Below are 20,336 nucleotides of genomic sequence, written 5' to 3' on the forward strand. Positions count from 1 at the left end.
GGCACTGTGTTGGCGTTGATTGTCGCTGCGGAGCTTTCCCTCCGAGCCTACTTTGACTGACAAGCTCTGACGGACGAGTTGACTACGATGAATCCATCCGGCGAAACCACAAGCCAACCGCGACACTTTCTAAGGCGGTGGTTTGACGGATGGCGTCGCAAGCGAGAGGCGATTTCACGCTGGTTGTGGCGGCCGGTTCGTCTGCTCTATCTACGACACCAGCGGTCGCGGCGAGCGGTCGCTTGGATGCGGATCCACCGACGAAGTATTACCGGCACGATCGTCTTGATCGCTCATCTGCTTGGGTTCGTTTCATCGGTCAATGTTTTGACCGAGTCGCGGACGCCTCAAGGGGCGATCGCGTGGATGGTGACGCTCAACACGTTCCCCTACCTTGCGGTTCCTGTCTACTGGGCGATTGGAGAGACGGACTATGGAGAGCAAGCGATCGCCTATCGCGCCCGACAATCAAAAGGGGCACACATTCTTAAGCGGCTGAAACAAGATCTCAGCGAAGCGGAGCTGGTGGTTTCGCCTGAGAACGACACGCAACGCTTGCTCAGCAGACTTGTTCACTTTCCCTTGACGCGGGGAAACTCCGCCGAAATCCTCGCTGACGGTCAGCAAGCATTCCCCACCATCTTTGCGTCGATCGAGCAAGCCACCTCCTACATTCTGGTCGAGTTCTACATTCTGCGTGATGATGAACTTGGCAAGCGGTTTCAACAGTTGTTGCTCAGCAAAGCGAAGCAAGGGGTTCGCGTGCTGTTACTATACGACGAGTACGGAAGCCGCGATCTGTCACAGCAGTATCTCGATGAATTGAGAGCGGGTGGCGTGCGGTGCTATGGTTTCAATTCGCCGCTCGAATCAGGTTCGACGACCCGTCTGAACTTTCGCAATCACCGGAAAATTGTGATCGTCGACGGGCGAGAGGCCTTTGTGGGTGGGCTCAATGTGGGGGACGAGTACCTCAGCGACGGTGGTGATCTAGGCGTCTATCGTGACACCCACGTGTCGTTCACCGGACCGATCGTCCAATGTTGTCAGATCGTGTTCGCCGAAGATTGGCACTCGGTCAGTGACGAATTACTCGAACAATTGGAATGGACCCCGAGGCCATCGGCATCGGGAGACATCCACGGGATCTGTCTTCCCAGCGGACCGGCCGACGATTTTGAGACCGCTTCCTTCTTTTTTCTGCAGGCCATCAACCATGCCAAGGATCGGATTTGGATCGCGACGCCTTACTTCGTTCCAGACCAACAGATGTCCACGGCGCTTCAGTTAGCGGCATTGCGCGGGGTGGACGTTCGCGTCATCATTCCGGAAAAATCCGACTCCACGCTGGTTTGGCTTTCGTCGTTTTCCTACCTGCCGGAGATGGAATTGGCGGGGGTGAAAATGTTTCGTTACGGCGGTCGTTTTATGCATCAGAAGGTGATTCTCGTGGACGATGAATTTGCGTCGATCGGTACCGCGAATTTTGACAATCGATCGTTTCGCCTAAATTTCGAGGTGATGATGGTGTTCTTTGACAAGGGCTTTGCCGGCCGAGTCGCTGAGATGCTGGAGCACGATTTTCTCCGATGTACACCGGCCCCGGGAAGCGAGTTGACCGACCGTCATTTCTTCTTCGAACTGCTCGTTCGCGGGGCTCGATTGCTTGCCCCCGTGCAGTGAGCCAGGTGGGGTGCCCCCACGCAATCTTTGCCGTCCTAGACCTTTGCTTGGCCGCGAAACCGGGTATCCTACGTGCGGATAAATAAGCACTCGCAAACATTAGGTACCTTCGGCGATGAACTCGATGCAACATATTCCAGCGACGGACATCACCCAACTTGAAGAATTGATTAGCCGGCCCACCGACGCCGTGATCTCGACGATGTTGCATTTGTCGGGGGACATCATCGTGCTCGGGGCGGGGGGGAAAATCGGACCTTCCATTGCCCGCATGGCGAAGCGTGCGTCGGACCAGGCCGAAACCCCTCGCCGTATTATCGCCATCTCCCGCTTTTCGGATTCCGCCAGCCGGAAACGGTTGGAAGAATTTGGCGTCGAGACGGTCCAGGCGGATTTGCTGGACACCGAAAAATTGGCCGATTTGCCCGATGCGGAAAATATCCTGTACTTGGCGGGGCACAAGTTCGGAGTCAGCGACGATCCATCGCTGACCTGGGCGATGAACAGTTTTTTGCCGGGGACCGTGATGCAGCGTTATCGCGATAGCCGAGTGGTCGCCTACTCGACCGGTTGCGTGTATGGGTTGAGTGAGCTGGTTCGCGGCGGTGCCGTCGAGACCGATCCGCTGAACCCGACCGACGAGTACAGCATGAGTTGTCTCGGTCGCGAACGCATCGTGGAGTATTTCAGCAGGACCAATGGCACGCCGACATCGATTTTGCGATTGAATTATGCCGTCGAACCTCGCTATGGCGTGTTAGTTGATATCGCCAAAATGGTGCTTGCCGAGAAGCCCGTCGATGTGACCATGGGACATTGCAACGTGATTTGGCAGGGGGATGCCAATGCGATGGCGTTGGCATCGCTGGCGAACGTTAGCAGCCCGCCGTTTGTGGTTAATATTGTCGGACCGGAATTGCTCAGTGTGCGTGGGATCGCGGAGTCGTTCGGTAAATTGTTTGACAAAGAAGTTCGTTTTGTGGGGACCGAATCCCCCTCTTGTTTGTTGACGAACGGCCAACGTTGCCAAGAAAATTTTGGTTACCCCCAGGTGCCGGTGCAAACGGTGATCCAGTGGACGGCGGATTGGATTCGCCGCGGCGAACCGACGCATAACAAGCCAACCGGTTTTCAAGTTCGTGACGGCAAATATTGATCCGCGACTGAGTCAATATTGATTCACGACAAAGTCGACGTCCTGCAATTTTAAAGAACAAGAGAAGAGATGGCTCAACCACTTGCACCCTCAATCCAAAATTTGCTTCGCGATGGTATCGCAATTCCCGCTTGCCCGCTTGCGTTGACGGCGGAGCGGCGGTTCGATGAACGACGTCAACGGGCGCTGATTCGATACTATGCCAACGCGGGCGCCGGTGGAGTCGCTGTCGCGGTTCATACCACGCAGTTTGAAATCCGCCAGCCACAATACGATTTGCTTCGCCCGGTGCTCGAATTGACCGCTGAAGAATTAGCGAACCAAGAACAGACGCTTGACCGGCCGATCGTCCGTGTCGGTGGGATCCTTGGGCAAACCGAGCAAGCGATCAAGGAAGCTGAATTGCTGCATGACTTGAAATATCATGTGGGGCTACTCAGTTTGGCTGGTCACGCCGAGCGCAGCCTCGACGAGTTGATCGATCATTGCCGCCGTGTTGCGGAAGTTATCCCGGTGGTCGGATTCTATTTGCAACCCGCCGTGGGCGGCTGCGAATTACCGTACGCATTTTGGCGTCGCTTCGCTGAAATTGAAAACGTGGTCGCGATCAAGATGGCTCCCTTCAACCGCTATCAGACGCTTGAGGTTGTGCGGGCGGTTGCCGATTCCGGACGCGACGACATCGCGCTCTATACGGGGAACGATGACAACATCGTTTGCGATTTGTTGACCGAGTTCGTGTTTCCGACCGCTCAAGGAGAAAAGCGGATCCCGATCGTCGGTGGGTTGCTCGGGCACTGGGCCTGCTGGACTCAGAAAGCGGTCGCGCTCTTGGATCAATGCAAACAGATCCGCCAATCGGGTTCCATTCCAATGGAGATGATGACCCGGGCGGCCCAGGTGACCGATGCCAATGCCGCGTTGTTTGATGCCGCTAACGGATTTCACGGTTGCATCCCAGGGATCCACGAAGTGCTGCGGCGCCAAGGATTGCTAGAGGGGACGTGGTGTCTCGATCCCCGCGAAACCTTGAGCCCAGGCCAAGCGGAGCAACTCGATCGCGTCCATCAATCCTATCCCGACATGAATGACGATGCCTTTGTGGCCGAGCATCTCGACGAGTGGCTTGCCTAACGGCGAAGCGGCGTTCCGATAAGCAGCTAGGCACGAATCATGGATAAAATCCCCTTCGCCGTTTGGACGCAATCCCCGGATATTGCATCGGAACGACCAGGAATGTCGTAACCGTTTTCTCCGAAAACCGTTACGACATTGGAGTGATGTGCGCCATTCAAAATCATAACCCGAAGTGTTAGCGAGGGCCCCTCACTCTTGATTCAGTCCCTCGCTGACGCGTCGGGTTTTGCAATATCTGGGCAATCGCTCAAACGGCTAATTGCCAAAACGGCTAATCGACTGAAAAACTTCTGCCGCCGTGCTGACCACCGGGACCATCTGGAAACGTGGCGGCGACCACCGCGGAGTAGACCCGCCGCCGTTCCGGATGAATCCCCCCCCAACACGCTTTCTTTTCCGTTAAGATAGCTGCACCTTTGATCTCAAATGTGCATCGTACCCACCACGGATTAGAACATGAAGAAAGCGATTCTACGCAGAGCGAAGCCCTTCCCGGTGATTCCAAGTGCAGTCCCCTTGCTGCTTTTCGCAGCAATCATTGGGAGCGTCGGTTTGGCGTCATCGCCCGGGCATGCGGCATCGTTGAGGGCCGGTGTTGCCAAAGTCGATATTACGAATCGGGAAGCGGGACCGGTCAACGATCCGTTGTATGTCAAAGCGCTTGTGCTCAAGTCGGACACAACCACCGCGGTGTTGGTCACGGTGGATGCCGTCGCGATTGGCGAAATTGGGCACATCAAGAATGACTACCTACCCAAGGTTCGTTCGCAGCTAGAAAAAGAGCTCGGGATCGCTCCCTCTCAAGTGCTCGTCAACGCCAGCCATTGTCACGGAGTTGTTTGTGCCGACGTGGACGCGCGGACCGTGCAGGCAGTGAAAAAGGCGGCGGAGAATTTAGTGCCGGTGAAGATCGGTGCGGGCGAGGGGCACGAGGATCGCATCATGGAGAACCGACGACTGAAGCTGAAAAGTGGGAAAGAAGCCGACGTTCGTCACGCTTACGCGCTGCCGCCCGATGAGCAGGTTGCCGAAGTTGGACCTGTCGATCCCCAGATCGGTCTGTTGCGTCTCGATCGGCTCGATGGCAGCACGTTGGCGGTCGTCTACAACTTTGCTTGTCATCCGATTCAAGGAGTGCCTAGCGGCGGAAATACCGCAGACATCATCGGCTTTGCTTCGAAAGTGATCGAAGAAAATCTAAGCGATGACACGCTTGCCCTGTTTCTGCAAGGTTGCGGGGGCGACATCAACCCGGTCATGTACAAGGACGTCGAGAACGCACGTAGCGCTGAACCGCTGGGGAATCTGTTGGGACTGAGCGCGTTACAGGGGCTTCGCAAAATTGAGTGCCGCGAGGATGCTCGTTTTGAATTGGTCAGCGAAACGCTTACGCTGCCTCGAGGGGATCGCACCGAGCGTATCTTTCAACTCGAAGCCGAGCAGCAACGATTGCTGAATTCGCTCGGTGGGACCAGTTTGAATCTCAAGACGTTTTTGCCGTTGGTGGTGAAGTACAATCTGTCAGGCGAATTTCCGTCGTATTACTCGCATCGATATTTACTCGACGAAAAATTGGGCCGCAATGACCTTAGCCGACTCGACGCCGAGAATCGTCGCAATATGAATGCCTACATCAACAACATCCACACGATGGAGGAATTGACGCGAGTGAATACCAACCTCGCCCTATTGCGAAAGCATCAGCAAAGCTTAGTGGACTCGGGGAAACGCACGATTGACGTGGAGCTCGCTGCGGTGCGGATCGGCGATTTTGTGTTGACGACCTTTCCCGGAGAATTGACCGTGCGGATCGGATTGAATATCAAAGAGCGGTCTCCTCACCCACACACCTTTGTCGCTGGCTACACCAACGGCTACATCTATTACGCGCCAACCGCGGAGCAACTCGCCAACGTAGGGGGCGCCCAGGAAGACAGCGATTGCATCCTCGATCCTCAGTGGCAACAGTTGTATGAAGTCAAAGTTGCGGAGATGTTAGGAAAGCTGTAAGCGGCTAACCGCCGACATCAGACAACCCATGATGCAGGACGCAATTCACGCTTGGGATGGAACCAAGCGTGAACCGTTTGGAAGTAGAATTGCAGTCCGTAATTTCAATGCCAACGAATTACACCGGACGCCGCAAAATCAGCAGTGATCGAGCTGGGATGTTCCAGCTCTTCTTGGCCGGCGATGATGCATTCTCATCAAGCACATACGCATCGGATGTCTCCACCGAGACCGCTTCACGATGGTAGTTCGCCAGCACTAAGTGCAGTTGGCGATTGGCAAACGCCGAGGCGACAACTCCCTCAGGAAGCGGCGTGGTAAATAGGTTCGAGTCGCCGATCTCCAGCCAAGCCCAAGTTCCTTCTTCGACCAGCGGTTGGTAGCGTTTGAGCCATCGTGCATAGGTGGCTCTTGTTTCGGGGCTGCCGGGAACTTCGTCCCACGCACTGTAGGTGTGTAATTTGCTGGGATCGGTCTGGTATTGTTGCCAAGCATCACGGCATCGCTTCATCCAAAAATCGTCCTTGTACTCGATCCCAGGAATCATGCCCCGTTCGCCAGTAAAGATTCTGCCTCCCATCGTGACCGGAAACTGCAGGTAGGGGATTGAGTGCAAATAGGGTTCGTGGGCTGCTTCGAGTGTGGTGAACCCCATGTCCAAACACGGCACCAAGTACGGAGCGTGTTTTTTTACTTTTTCACGCATCTCGTCTGCGTTGCGCACGCCTTCACCTACCCACAGATAGTCGTACGTTTTCAAGTCGGTCAGGGGCCGGTCGGTTCCGTCGACATGGAGTTTAAGGATACCACCGCGATGTTTGACTTCGGCATAAACCAGTGCCAGCATGTCTGCAAACGCTCCATCATGCTCGGGGGTCTCTTCAAAGGCAACGATTTCATCAACGGGCGCTTCCATCCGATGTTTGTATCCGTGGCGATTCATCAGATAGCCGGTGTCGACATAGATACCGTCGTTACCATACTCGTCCATGATTTGGACAATCTTCTTCATCACAAATGCGCGCCAACCTGGGCTTGCTGGCGAACACCGAGCCATGGACCAGTAGCCGACCTTCAAATGGTTCCATTCACTACTCCATTTTGGATCGAAATCGGGATCAGAACGCTGAATAAACCCAGTGGAGACATAGGTTAACACCTTCATGCCGCGGCGATGTACCATCTCGATAAACCGATGATAACCCTCGGGATTGACGGCGCTGTACTTGTCGCCGCCAAACAACCGTAGCGAATCATTCCAGTCGTCAAAGACCTGAATTACCTGCACCCCGATCGCTTTTAAACGATCGAGTTCTTGTTCGTCAGCGTCGCCGGGGTTCCAGGGTTGTCGGGCCGGATATTCGCCAAGGTTGTAACAGCATTGAGCCGGTAAATAATTGGTAACCAGGTGCTTTCGCATGCAATCGCGAATCGCCGCGGTACACAAGCCGATGTTTTGCAGTCGATTTCGATGATCCTGCTCGCTGTAGTCTCGCAGCAACGATGGCGATCGATCGGATGTCGCCGATGGGACGCACGCCTCCGCCTTCGCACTGACTAAGGCGGAGGAGCCCAGTGCGATCGAACCCGCTGCGATAGCCTGGCTGCCTGATTTGAAAAATCCGCGTCGAAGCATCGGCTGAATTCCTGAGAAATAGCGATGAAACAGGTGGAATGGCTACGTAGGTAAAATAGAGCCGAAGAGACCTGCGAGCATCGTAGGATGGAAGGTCTCCGCGATCGCCCCGAGGGTGCGGACTCGACGCTCGGTTGTGGACTCGAATCCGTACTACCCGCAAGTTCAACCGCGATGTTTCCATTGCGTGTTGGTTGCAATCAGGAAGGGCGTTTGGAGAAAGGGGACGCATCAACATGCTAAAGCGTCCCCGATCACCGCCACATCACCAGTTATCGTTTGTTAGAGCTTGCAAACGTGGCAATCACGTCTGCCGGGACGTCGTGGGCGAGACAGACGGCGATGTCGCCTTGCTGTGTCACCGTGGGGCCGCGATGCGCGATCACGACGCCCGAGGAAGGCGCTTCAATGATCGTAGGCTGGCGGTCGGGACGCTCAATGAAGTGAATCGCCCCAAGCGGTTGACCGGCACTGACATCGTCACCCACGTCAACCAAACTTTCGTATAAACCCGATTCCGCAGCGAAGATGTAATCCCCTGAATCCAGCGCCTGAACCCAACGTGTCGGCGGTAGATCCAAGCTACTTCGCGTCTGCTCTTGACCCTCCAGCACCCCGACGTGAATCAACACGTTGCGAAGCCCTTCTTGGGAAAGACGATGGATGGCGCGTGTGGTGACCTCTCCGCCTCCCATTTCGGTAGTCACCACCGTTTTGCCCTGGCTCTCGGCTTCAACGGGCAGCAATCCCGTGCCGGCAATGTCGCTGTACAAAAACGCCAAATCGGTGTTGTAAGCCAAGGTCGCTCCGGCCATCCGTTGACGTTGTTCCAAATTCTCGACCAAATGCATATGAGCACAGGGAAAGAAGTAGACACCGCGTCCACCCGTATGCAGGTCGATCACCACATCGCTCAAGGGAAACAAAACCGTGGTCAAATAGTCGGCAATGATCTGAGAGACCGTGCCGCCTGGGTCACCCGGAAAGCAGCGGTTCAGATTCATCCCATCGACAGGCGACAATCGTGTGGACGCCTTCGCAGCGGGGATGTTCAGCGATGGGATCAAAATCACACGACCGGTGATCTCTTCGAGTTTCAGTTCGCGTAGCAGTCGCATGATCGCGATTTGCCCCGGGTACTCGTCACCATGGTTACCGGCCATCAACAAGACCGTGGGGCCCTCTCCCCGCGCGATCGTTGCGATCGGAATTTGCAGTTGGGCCCAACCGCTCAGGTTGTACGAGTACGGGACCGTTAGGATTCCCACTTGTCGACCCGGCGCGGAAAAGTCGATCTCGGTTTTAATAGGTGAATTCGTCATCGTGTTGCCTGGCTTTCAGCGGGAGGGAGGAGGGAAGGGAGAGGGGGAGGACGCGTTATTCTGAGCGTGCAACCACATGCGCGGCCACAAAATCTTCATTCAAGGTGACCCCAAGTCCGGGGCGATCGGGCACTTCGATCCAGCCATCTTCGGCCTGGATTTTTTCAATCGCCAACTCGTGACGCATCGGTTCGTCCTCGACACAATCCTCAAACAGGAACGCGTCGCGACACGTGCTCAACCAATGCAAACTCGCCGCTTCGGTTAGCGGACTGGTGTAACAATGGTTGCACGGACGCGCCCCGATCTCCTCAATGCGTTGACGCAGATAGGCGGCGTCGGTGAATCCGTTTCGAGCGATATCGATCTGGTAAACGTCCAACGCTCGCGCATCGATTAACGGCCGAAACGCAGTGCGTCCGCACTCTTCTTCGCCCGCGGCGATTGGGATCGGTGAGCGATCGCGAAGCCACCGATAGCCTTCGACGTCATCGGGACGTAGGGGTTCTTCGAGCCATTCGACATTGAACGGTTGGAACGCGTGAGCACGCCGTAACGCCGTCCTCGCATCCCAAACACATCCGGCATCAACCAACAACGTCGCATCCTTGATGCCTTCGCGGGCCCCGGCGACAAGGTCCAAATCGACCGCTTCAGATTCCCCCATGGGTTCCCAGCCAAACTTGACGGCCGAGTAGCCATTTTCGATCCAGCGTTGTCCGATCTCGCGAGTTTCGGAGCCGTCTTTGCCAAATAAAATCGACGCGTACGCGCGGAATCGATCGTGTTGTTTGCCGCCGAGCAGTCGGTGGATCGGTTCACCGAAATATTTCCCTTTCAAATCCCACAGCGCCATGTCGATGGCACTCATCGCCGAAAGAGTGACACTTGAGCGACCGAAATACATCGTTTGACGGTACATCTTTTGCCACAACCGATCGGTTTCGAGCGGATTCTCACCGACCAAAATCTCACGCAGCCCACAGGCGATGTTGTGTGAAAAAGGGGCATCGATGATCGCCTTGACCACTTCGGGGGACGAATCGGCTTCTCCAATGCCTTCGAGCCCATCGTCCGTTCGCACGCGAACGAGCACTAGGTCCTGGCAACTGGCTGTCTTGTTGACAACCGATTTGGAACGTAATACTTGGCAAATAATTTGAGCAATTTTCATCCAGCGATCGCTTTCGTGGTCTTCATGTTGATGGGGGGCATTGGTTTTGGGTAAGCCGACGCGTGAGCGAGGGACCCGTGACTCTTGGTTCAGTCCCTCGCTTACGCTTCGGGTTGTGATTTTTGAGGCAGGAGTGCAGGGCCGGTTCCTACCCCGGCCGGTTTCATCGAGCCGTTAAGGACGGCCGGTGGGAACCGGCCCTACGTGAAACTGCGCGATTGTGTTTCGTTCGTTCCTTAGCCAGCGATCAATGTTTCGGAGTTAGCTAAGTATGGAATGGGCGACATTTCCGTGCACGTCGGTCAAACGGAAATCACGACCGGCGTATCGATAGGTCAATTTTTCATGATCCAGCCCCATCAAGTGCAACATCGTCGCGTGCAGGTCGTGGACATGGACTCGGTCCTCCATCGCAGCGAATCCCAATTCATCGGTTGCTCCGTGGACGTGGCCGCCTTTGACTCCGCCTCCCGCCATCCACGTGCTGAATCCCCAATGGTTGTGATCGCGACCACTCAACGATGGCAGCTCGGCGACGGGAGTACGTCCGAATTCGCCGCCCCACAACACCAGTGTCGAATCCAGCATGCCGCGTTGTTTCAAGTCGGCCAGGAAAGCTGCTAACGGCTTGTCCCACTGGCCACACAAGTTTCGTAACCCGCTTTCGAGATTGGAGTGGTGATCCCACTCTTGGCCACCGGCATGCCAAACCTGAGTGAAGCGAACGCCGCGTTCGACCAATCGTCGCGTCAACATTAGTTGTCGTCCCTGCAATGAATCACCATACATTTCATGAATGTAGGCGGGTTCCTGACTCAGGTCGAATGCATCGGACGCTTCGAATTGCATCCGATAGGCCAACTCATACGATTCGATCCGGGCCTCCAATTGGGGATCGATGCCACTGTTTTCGAGATGGCGTTGGTTCATCGTTTGCAACAAATCGAGCTGGCGGCGTTGAACACCGGGATCCTGTGGATTGTTGATGTTTTCGATCAACCGCGAATAGTCCGCTTTGCCAGTGTCCACATGCGTGCCCTGCATCGCGCCGGGTAGAAAGCCCGAGTGCCAATTTTGCGAGCCGACGACGGGGACGCCGTTGGGGCACAATACCACGAATCCCGGCAAATTATCATTGAGCGATCCAAGCCCGTAATTCACCCAGGATCCAAAACTCGGACGCGGTTGATTGTTATCACCACAGTTCATCAACAGCAGTGACGGTTCGTGATTAGGGATATCCGAATGCATCGACCGGATCACACACATGTCGTCGATGTGTTGGGCGGTTTGATGGAATAACTCGCTGACCTCGATTCCCGATTCCCCGTAACGTGAAAACTTAAACGGGGACGCTAACGCGCCGCCTGTTTTACGTTCGGTCGGCAAGGCAGGGTTCGGAAGCGGTTTTCCATGGTACTTTTTGAGTGCGGGCTTCGGGTCAAACGTGTCGACGTGTGACGGTCCGCCATTCATGAATAAATGAACGACTTGCTTGGCCTTGGCGGGATGGTGCAGTGCCGAGGAACCCGCAGCGGCCTCATGCGCCGCCACGCTGGCTAGTCCGAGCATGCCGATGCCCATCCCCGATCGCCGCAACATCTCGCGGCGATTGCAAACCGGGTTGCCAATGGAGACGCCCGACGCGGTGAGGTCGGATCCATTGGATCGGTCGAGTTTGGTTTCGTTCATGGAGTTCTCAATCGATAAAGTGGAATTCATTCGACATCAACAGCACTTGAGCCACACTTTGTAACGGTGTGATCCGGATGGGGTCTTTGGGGCGGAACTGATCGCTGTAGTTCCAGCTTCGCGCGGCCGGTGGTTCGGCTTCGGATGTCGACGGTTCGGGAACAAGCTCGACAATGGTGGGCGACCAAGCAAACGAATCGTGACCGAGTTTCCCATTTACATCGACGACAAAGTCGAGCGTTTCGCCAGCCGCTAGTGTGACCGACTCAATGGGCGTGTCGACGGAGTCTTGGTGCAGGGTGAACGGCCCGGCGATTCGACGCCCGGCCGCAAAAATTTGACCGCGGATGCCATCTCCCGGTTCCCTTTCATGAGCCAGGGTACCGGTGACCGAGACCGTGATCGCGGTGGGAGCGGTCCAGCGAATGACCGAGGCGTGTCGTGGCGTGTTGCCCGGATGCCCACCTGTGGCATCGAGGAACACCCAGCCGAGCTTGGGATCGGGCAGCTTGGGGCCGCCTCGAAATTGAACGCCGTCGAAAAATGGAAGTGCCGCAAACTTGCTCAACGTCTCAGGATCCGTCGCAACGTCGCCATAGCCGTACGACCAGTAGGAAGGAGGGAGAATGTCCTCCGTTTGACGTTCGCTCGCTCGCTGTACGAAGGCCGTTGTTTCCTCCAATTCCTGAGCCGTGGGGTGACGATTTAAAATCTCACGAAACAATCGCTCGATACTTTCCGCGGGCGTGGATGCCTCGGCGGCTCGTTTGGAAACCTGTTCCGCAGCCGACAACATCAACGGATGATTCATTAGGAACAAGGCCTGTCCCGGCACCGAGGTCATGTCGCGACGCCCGTTGCTGATATCCGGCGACGGGAAATCGAACAATCGCATCGTGCCCGAAACGTCCAACCGATTGTTGTGAGCGTACATCGAACGACGGCGGTTGGTGAGCTCCAGCGGATCTCCCGCCGAGGGGCCCCCAATGGTCAGGTCCAAATCGCCTCGGATCGATAATAAAGTGTCACGCATCGTTTCGAAATCGAGCCGACGACGGTTCATCCGACTGCACCATTGGTTATCAGGATCGATGGTGTTGATCTTCGAATTAAGATGGCTTTGCTGCTGGTAGGTCGCTGAATCGAGGATCAGTCGTCGAAGCGACTTGATGGACCAGCCGTGGTCCATGAACCAACTCGCCAAATAGTCGAGCAATGCGGGGTGCGATGGCGGGGGCGCCTGCATACCGAAGTTGCTCGGCGTCGTCACCAAACCACGGCCGAAGTGCTGATGCCAAATACGATTGACAATCACACGCGCCGTCAAAGGGTTTTTGGGAGACACAATTGCGTTGGCCAACTCCAATCGACCGCTGCCTTGTTCGAACGGTTGATCGCTGACCGAGGCGAAAAAACTTGGGAACCGCCGTGGTACCACGTGCATGGGGCTGGATGAATTGCCTCGCCGGAATACACGTGCATCCATCAAAGGGTCGGCGTCCTTCAGCACTAACATTTGTGCTAGCTCGACCGGCGCCTTGGCACGCGCAGAATCTAATGCGTTATTTAGTTTTTTGATCGGTCCTTGGGAGGGACGATCCGGAAACAATCGCAGGATGCGGAAGGCATGAAATGGCGTTTGCAGCGGTGAGGTTCTGCCGCGGAGTGTGTCTCGGAATGCCTGCCAAGCTGGATCGGAGCCTGCGGTTTTCGTGGGCTCGGCCTCGGCTTCATCTAGCAACTGTTTGTAGATGGCGGCAACATCCGCTAATGATTGAGGTGCGTCAGCCAACAACCGTTGGACAACGATCGAATTCGCGGCGGGTTCGGAGTCCGCCGCCGTCATTGCACTCAGCACGTTGGGGGCTTCCGCCGCAAACGTCTCCGGCGTTAATCCAGCCAAACGGTGCCAGGCTAAAAAGACCGGGTCGTTGCTGCTTTCGGTGTCGTCGAGGTACTGCTTCCAGATCAACATGAGTTCCGGATTCAGGTCGTCGCCATCGGAGACGGTATCGAAGGCAGCGGTGTTGACGCCGCCGCGTTGCGATTGGGCCGTCAACAAATACTCGGCCAAACGTTGATGGCTATCCGCCATCACTTTCTCGTATTGCGCGTGGTAGTGATCCTCGAGTTCAACGGCTGCCTTGCGAATGGCAATTGCTTGAGGATCCTTCAACGCCTTCTCGTCGCCGCAGCGAAATGGCCACTGCAGCGGTTCGATTGAATTTTGAAAGACACCGTAAAGCGCGTAGTAGTCATCGATCGTGATCGGATCAAATTTGTGGTCATGGCAACGGGCGCAAGCGATCGTGAGCCCCATGAGTCCGCGTGAGACCACGTCGATGCGATCCGCGGCAATTTCATGTTCGTCGTTCTTAAATCGCGGCCCCACCACAATAAAGCCGAGCGCGGCCAGTGATTCATGAGGTACATCGTCCATCAAATCCGCGGCCAATTGCTCGCGAATGAATTGATCAAAGGGCTTGTCCGCATTGAAGCTGTCGATGACGTAGTCACGATAAGTGAAGGCGGCACGGAAATCGTGTTTCTCAAAGAAAACGTATCCTTTGGTATCGGAGTAGCGTGCCACATCCAACCAATGGCGGCCCGTTCGTTCGCCATAATGTGGCGAATTGAGCCAGCGGTCGGTCCAATCTGAAATTGCGGTTTCCGCGTCGCTGTGTTCAAGTTCTGCGAGCTCTTGGAACGTGGCAGGCAATCCGACCAGGTCCCATTTGATCCGTCGCGCCAGCGTCGCCTGCGTCGTGGGTTCTGAGGGGGCGAGTCCCTGATGTTCCAACTGATTGAGAATGAAAAAGTCAATCGCATTGCGGGGCCACGCGGAGTTGCGGACCGCTGGCACCTCGGGACGGATGATCGGTTTGAACGCCCAGTGGTTTGCAAAATCGGGGCCGCTGCGGACCGCGGCGACCTCGCCCGGCCATGGCGCGCCCATTTCCACCCATCGCGTCAAAATCTGAACCTGGTCGTCGTCGAGCGATTCCTCCGGTGGCATCTCAAATGATTCACGCTTAACCGCCTCGATCAACAAGCTTTCGTCGGGTTGCTTTGGCACCACCGAGGGGCCGCTGTCGCCACCCTCGAGCATCGCGTGCCGCGAATCGAGTCGCAGTCCCGCGTGCTGCTTCTTTTCTCCATGGCACGAAATGCACTTATCAAACAACAGCGGACGTACCTTGTTCTCAAAAAAGGCTTCGATCTCGGCCTGTTGTTCGGCGGAGACCGCGTTGTCCGCGCGCAAATCGTTGCATTGAAATGAGCCAACCAGGGCGGTGATGATCAACGTTTGAATCGAAAGGAAGCGACGCAAGCCAAGCGGCAACGCGGGTAAAGTGATCATTGAATGTGCTCCTCCAGGGCTAAAACGGTCCCCTCAAGGTCCCCGTCCTTCAACCGCTGGATGATCGGTAAGTGTTCGCGATAGATGTCCATCGGGTCGGTGTAGGCTCGGTGACTTTCCAGAAAGTGACGCCGCACTCGTGCCACAATCACCGACCAAATTGCGAGCAGATCGGGAGAGTTCGATCGCTGGACCCAATAGCGATGAAAGGCAATGTCCTGTTCCGAAACGACGGCGAAATCACCGCTTGCACAGGCATGTTTCATTCGCTCCAAGATGCCTTCCCATTGGATGAAATCTGCATCCTGTAGCGTGCCAAAGAAAAGACGCAGCGCGTGTGTCTCAACCGTGCGACGCAGGGGAATGATCAATGTTTGGATTTCGTCGGGAGCGGAGCAAGCGACCTGCGAGCCTCGATTCCGGTCGGTCTCTACGACCCCTTCCCACGTCAGTTGCTTGAGCGCGTCGCGGATCGGACTGCGGCTGACCTCAAATCGCTTCGCTAACTCGGTCTCGCGCAATCGCTCCCCTTCGCTAACGCGTCCCGAGAAGATGTCGTCACGCAGTCGGTCTACAATCTGCTCTCCAAGGCCTCTGACAAGTGGTGGATTCATTTTGAGCTCCATTGCAATGGATGATTTGTAAACGCGAACACATCGTGCCTGCACATTGTATACAATCCGGGCGGTCTGCCAAGAGAAAGCTACGGATGAGGCTGGTTTTTCCGCAATTTTGCTTCGCTTCGGCTAGCGATATCGGCCGAACCGTTGCATCAAAGCTTGGGAAGCAAAACGGATGACGATGCATTACCTAAACAACGATAAAGGTGGGTGGCGAACGAGTCCATGACGTTCGGGTGGAAAGGCAAAATTGTGGAAACGCAGGGTCCATTTCGCAGTCCATTTCGCGATCGCGTCGCCCTATTGCCTCGGCGGAGCCACGCTGGAATCACCACCGACGCCTTAGCGATTTTTGCACCCGGGGGGCCGCCACGCATCCTCCGGCGTAGCTAAAGTCGTCGCAGTGTTAAACAAGATAAGCCGTTAAACAAGATAAGCCGAGGTCGCCGCCGCTCCGCTGGTTGCCGGAGCGGCGGCGCTGTTCCCTGATTAGGTGTCGTTCCCTGAATTCGTGTCGAGCGTGGATCGCGATGCGGGTTGCGGATTCGGGCGCGAACGCACACGGAACGATGGCAGCCGACTATTTTTTCAAATCAAAGTCGTGCTGGTTGTCGCCATCTTTGATCTCGACCGTCAACGTAGTGGCATTGTTAAATTTTGCCGGAATGTACTGCTCGGTGGCGTCAATCATCGTCCCGGGTGGATGAGGAGGTCCCGCTTCGACCGAGCCTAGATTCTTGATCCCAAAAATTTGCACGGTGTGAGTTGCGAAGATCGCGCCCTCTTCTTTTGCCAGTGCGTATTTGCCTGCGACGATCTCGGCTGTTGCCGCAGGACCGGCATCGGGAATGAAGCTAATTGTACCGGCATCGACCGGCGTTCCGTTCCACGACACGTTGCCTTGCACCGCGGCACGTGGCGGACCGGAGTCCCCACAACCGACGGCGAATAATAGTGTCGAGGCCAAGGTCACCAGTGGTAGGGTTCGGCCCAACCGTGCCCTTGCGCCGGAGACGTGCCTAGCCAGCACGACCCCGGAAAAACTGCTATGTATCATAGTTGTCTCGAAAGTTCAAAAGAAATTGATTCAATACTGCGCGGGGTTGTTTAGTAGTCCGCAAGCACGTTGCCATCGTCGGGGATGCCGAGGTTTTGCCACGTGACTAGGTTGATCGTTTCGCTGATTGTGCGGACGCTGCCATCGACCAACGCGACATTGACGATGCCGGGATGAAGGCTGCGAGACGCCTGCACTTGGGCGCGGGTTGTATGATTGGTGTACCCGCTGATGCAAGGCGCGCGGTCAATCGATTGGCAAAAAGACCCGCGAACTTGGTCAGGCACATTGCTATTGGGGATTTGATTGTGCTGGTACAGCGGGCCTTCGGGGTAGTGCAGCACGCCTCGGAAATCAGTGCCCTTGGATTTCAGTAATTCCGCAATCATTATCGTGTTACTCGTCCCATCCAAGATGTCCTTCATGTTCTTGGAATCGTTTTGTCCAAACACTCCCACAGGACCTCGAGCAGCAGCATTAATGGTGTCGGTGTACATCGGGCCGATGCCATTGTTCGCCGCATAGTTGCCACGCGCAAACGCGCTAAACATTAGCTCCACATCAATATCCGAGGGGCAGGTCATGGTTGGCAGGAAGGTTTTGGTTACTAACGTGACCCCCGTCCCAGGAGTGCCGTAGCCAAAATAATCAAAGTCTGTGATCTGGTCATACAGTGCCCCTTGCTCGATAAATGGCAAAAGTTGGGTGACCCAAGTGGACTCGTTCGGCGATGGATCGGACACCCAAAAGTAGTAGCCAGCCGGGAAATTGAGATGGGTATCGTGGTAGTTATGTAGCCCCAATGCGACTTGTTTCATGTTGTTGCTACAACTCATCCGTCGCGCCGCTTCACGAGCGGCTTGCACCGCAGGCAACAGCAGACCGACTAACACGCCAATGATGGCAATCACGACTAGCAATTCCACCAACGTGAAGCCTAGCCGGGCGTTGCCATCATGCCGGTGACGCGGGAGCACACCTGGTCTTTTGGTCGAAGGCGGGGCAAATTTTGCACGTGGCTCTCGCGCACGCGCGTCCCTGTGGTGGAGTGGGCAGCAAATGTTTGATGACATCATCAGATGAATCTCTAAAGATAGAAATGAAAGCGACCGGTAAAGGGATCGTTGTTTGAAGCAACACGCCGGTGCGGGACGTTACCTGCCGTTTTTTGGTGGCATCCCGCAAATCGTGCTCAGATTCCGAACAACGCTCAGCAAGGGGGTGCTGGGGCACTCCCTTGCGCGGATATTGTATACAATGTGCAGGTCGTAAAAGGTGGGGTCAACGATTTTTGTCTGAGAAAATCGAAGATTTGTCGTTGCCGCATGCTGTTCTGGGATCCCGGATTAGCGAGTCACACAAGAAGGCTTGGGCACGAGGCAGGCACCAATGACGCAGCTTTACCAGCCCGCTCCGCGGCGTTTGGGGGCTGAGGCCGTTGGCGTCATGTCAGAAGTCGCGGCGCAGAGAGAGAGGCCAGCGGCCAGCGGTCGAGATCGCCGCCGCTCCGCTGGTTGGAGGAGAGGCGGCGTTCCCAAATTACGTGTCGTTCCCTGCATTCGTGTCGAGCGTGGATCGCGGTGCGGGTTGCGATTCGGGCGCCACCACACGCGGGACGATGGCAGACGACTATTTTTTCAAATCAAAGTCGTGCTGGTTGTCGCCGTCTTTGATCTCGACCGTCAACGTAGTGGCGTTATTAAATTTTGCCGGAATGTACTGCTCGGTGGCGTCAATCATCGTCCCGGGTGGATGAGGAGGTCCCGCTTCGACCGAGCCTAGATTCTTGATCCCAAAGATTTGCACGGTGTGAGTTGCGAAGATCGCGCCCTCTTCTTTCGCCAGTGCGTATTTGCCCGCGACGATCTCGGCTGTCGCCGCAGGACCGGCATCGGGAATGAAGCTAATCGTACCGGCATCGACCGGCGCTCCGTTCCACGACACGTTGCCTTGCACCGCGGCACGTGGCGGACCGGAGTCCCCACAACCGACCGCGAATAATAGTGTCGAGGCCAAGGTCACCAGTGGTAGGGTTCGGCCCAACCGTGCCCTTGCGCCGGAGAGGTGCGTAGCCAGCACGCCCCCGGAAAAACTGCTATGTATCATAGTTGTCTCGAAAGTTCAAAAGAAATTGATTCAATACTGCGCGGGGTTGTTTAGTAGTCCGCAAGCACGTTGCCATCGTCGGGGATGCCGAGGTTTTGCCAGGTGACTAGGTTGATGGAGTCGCTGATCGTGCGCACGCTGCCATCGACAAACGCGACATTGACGATGCTCGGATGAAGGCTGCGAGTCGATAATACGATCGAGCGGTTGTTATGCGCGGTATACGTGCCGGTGCAGGGAGCGCGGTCGATCGATTTGCACAGAGCGGTGCGGAATTGATCAAACACCTTGCTATTGGGGCCCTGGTTGTGTTGGTAGAGCGGTCCTTCGGGGTAATGCAACACGCCCCGGAAGTCGTCGCCGGGGGACCGCAGTAGCTCCGCAATCATCACGGTGTTGCTCGTCCCGTCCAAAATGTCCTTCATGTTCTTGGCGTCGTTTTGTCCAAACACTCCCTCTGGACCACGAGCAACCACGTTTTTGCCTGCGGTGGACATCGGCCCAATGCCGTTGTTTGCCCCGTAGTTACCCCGCGCCCAATAACTGAGCGCCAGCTTCACGTCGACATCCGAGGGACAGGTCATCGTGGGGATAAAGGTTCTGATGACGTTGGTGACGCCCGGGTTAAGGTTCGGGCTGCCAAAGTAACTCCATTCATCGATTTGATCGTACACAGCCCCTTGTTCGATGAAGGGCAGGATGTGTGTGACCCATGTCGACTCGTTTGATCTTCCATAGGTGTACCAATAGTAACCGGCAGGAAAGTCGAGATTTGTGTCGTGGTAGTTATGCAGTCCCAATGCGATTTGTTTCAAGTTGTTGCTGCAACTCATTCGTCGCGCCGCTTCACGAGCGGCTTGCACCGCAGGCAATAGCAGTCCCACCAACACGCCAATAATGGCAATCACGACCAGCAATTCCACCAGCGTGAAGCCTAGCCGGGCGTTGCAATCATGCCGGTGGCGAGTGGATGCACCTGATTCCCGGCGCGATCGTGGGGAAGATTTGGAATGTGAATGTTGCACGCACGCGTCCCGTTCGCTGAGTGCGCTGCAGATGGTGGATACTATCATCTGAAAAGTCCCTAAAAGTAGTAATGAAAACGGCCGAGAAAGTTTCGCTGCAGGATGCGTCACGCTTGTGGGGGGACCGCCAGATGCGTTTTTTGCAAAACGCGGCACAGAGTAATCCGATTCCGACCACTGTTGCGAAGGGGGCTTAAGGGGAGTTCTGTAGGGGTGTCTGTGGCACACATGGTACCGGTTGCGAAAGGCGGGGTAAACTAACTGGGGACAAAATGTTGACAAATCGTCGTTGCCGCGTTTTGGCCTGCGATAGGGGGTGGGCGAGTTACGCCAGAATGCGACGGCGCGATGCGTACA

The 20,336-nt window shown here is 55.8% G+C and carries 14 protein-coding genes; 4 read left to right on the top strand and 10 right to left on the bottom strand.

The genetic code is table 11. The annotated features are described in order from the left end of the window. Positions 1–87: 87 nt before the first annotated feature. The 4 genes from cls to Pla52o_RS17940 all read left to right on the top strand — a co-directional run bounded on the left by cls (position 88) and on the right by Pla52o_RS17940 (position 5,986). Positions 88–1,683 (top strand): cardiolipin synthase, encoded by a 1,596-nt coding sequence (cls, locus tag Pla52o_RS17925; protein ID WP_146595976.1) that lies wholly within the window; start codon positions 88–90, stop codon positions 1,681–1,683. Between the two features lie 124 nt (positions 1,684–1,807). After that, positions 1,808–2,839, top strand: coding sequence for an NAD-dependent epimerase/dehydratase family protein (locus Pla52o_RS17930; RefSeq protein WP_231612457.1), 1,032 nt, complete (start codon positions 1,808–1,810; stop codon positions 2,837–2,839). Positions 2,840–2,908: 69 nt separating this feature from the next. Then, positions 2,909–3,973 (top strand): dihydrodipicolinate synthase family protein, encoded by a 1,065-nt coding sequence (locus Pla52o_RS17935; protein WP_146595978.1) that lies wholly within the window; start codon positions 2,909–2,911, stop codon positions 3,971–3,973. Between the two features lie 459 nt (positions 3,974–4,432). Then, positions 4,433–5,986: a hypothetical protein gene (locus Pla52o_RS17940; RefSeq protein WP_146595979.1), complete on the top strand. Its 1,554-nt coding sequence runs from the start codon at positions 4,433–4,435 to the stop codon at positions 5,984–5,986. 118 nt (positions 5,987–6,104) lie between these two features. Here the strand turns inward: Pla52o_RS17940 and Pla52o_RS17945 are convergent, their stop codons facing one another. The 10 genes from Pla52o_RS17945 to Pla52o_RS17990 all read right to left on the bottom strand — a co-directional run bounded on the left by Pla52o_RS17945 (position 6,105) and on the right by Pla52o_RS17990 (position 20,027). Then, complete coding sequence (locus Pla52o_RS17945; RefSeq protein WP_146595980.1) at positions 6,105–7,622, bottom strand: alpha-amylase family protein; 1,518 nt, start codon at positions 7,620–7,622, stop codon at positions 6,105–6,107. Between the two features lie 272 nt (positions 7,623–7,894). Next, the gene (locus tag Pla52o_RS17950) at positions 7,895–8,944 is read right to left on the bottom strand and encodes a succinylglutamate desuccinylase/aspartoacylase family protein (RefSeq protein ID WP_146595981.1); all 1,050 of its coding nucleotides are present in this window, start codon (positions 8,942–8,944) and stop codon (positions 7,895–7,897) included. 55 nt (positions 8,945–8,999) lie between these two features. Beyond that, on the bottom strand, positions 9,000–10,118 hold the full coding sequence (locus Pla52o_RS17955; RefSeq protein ID WP_146595982.1) for a mandelate racemase/muconate lactonizing enzyme family protein: 1,119 nt from the start codon (positions 10,116–10,118) through the stop codon (positions 9,000–9,002). A gap of 261 nt (positions 10,119–10,379) precedes the next feature. Continuing rightward, positions 10,380–11,702 (bottom strand): DUF1501 domain-containing protein, encoded by a 1,323-nt coding sequence (locus Pla52o_RS17960; protein WP_197169342.1) that lies wholly within the window; start codon positions 11,700–11,702, stop codon positions 10,380–10,382. Positions 11,703–11,817: 115 nt separating this feature from the next. Next, positions 11,818–15,171, bottom strand: a complete 3,354-nt coding sequence (locus Pla52o_RS17965; protein ID WP_146595983.1) for a PSD1 and planctomycete cytochrome C domain-containing protein — start codon at positions 15,169–15,171, stop codon at positions 11,818–11,820. Next, positions 15,168–15,785, bottom strand: coding sequence for a GntR family transcriptional regulator (locus Pla52o_RS17970; RefSeq protein ID WP_146595984.1), 618 nt, complete (start codon positions 15,783–15,785; stop codon positions 15,168–15,170). Before Pla52o_RS17970 ends, Pla52o_RS17965 begins: the two co-directional genes overlap by 4 nt. Positions 15,786–16,371: 586 nt before the next feature. Continuing rightward, complete coding sequence (locus Pla52o_RS17975) at positions 16,372–16,848, bottom strand: hypothetical protein (RefSeq protein ID WP_146595985.1); 477 nt, start codon at positions 16,846–16,848, stop codon at positions 16,372–16,374. Between the two features lie 50 nt (positions 16,849–16,898). Further along, positions 16,899–17,825, bottom strand: coding sequence for a DUF1559 domain-containing protein (locus Pla52o_RS17980; protein ID WP_197169327.1), 927 nt, complete (start codon positions 17,823–17,825; stop codon positions 16,899–16,901). 652 nt (positions 17,826–18,477) lie between these two features. Then, positions 18,478–18,954 carry a hypothetical protein gene (locus tag Pla52o_RS17985; RefSeq protein WP_146595986.1) on the bottom strand — a complete coding sequence of 159 codons (477 nt, stop codon included), beginning with the start codon at positions 18,952–18,954 and terminating at the stop codon, positions 18,478–18,480. Between the two features lie 50 nt (positions 18,955–19,004). Next, positions 19,005–20,027, bottom strand: a complete 1,023-nt coding sequence (locus Pla52o_RS17990) for a DUF1559 domain-containing protein (protein ID WP_146595987.1) — start codon at positions 20,025–20,027, stop codon at positions 19,005–19,007. Positions 20,028–20,336 lie beyond the last annotated feature (309 nt).

It is taken from the genome of Novipirellula galeiformis, from assembly GCF_007860095.1.
GTDB lineage: Bacteria > Planctomycetota > Planctomycetia > Pirellulales > Pirellulaceae > Novipirellula > Novipirellula galeiformis.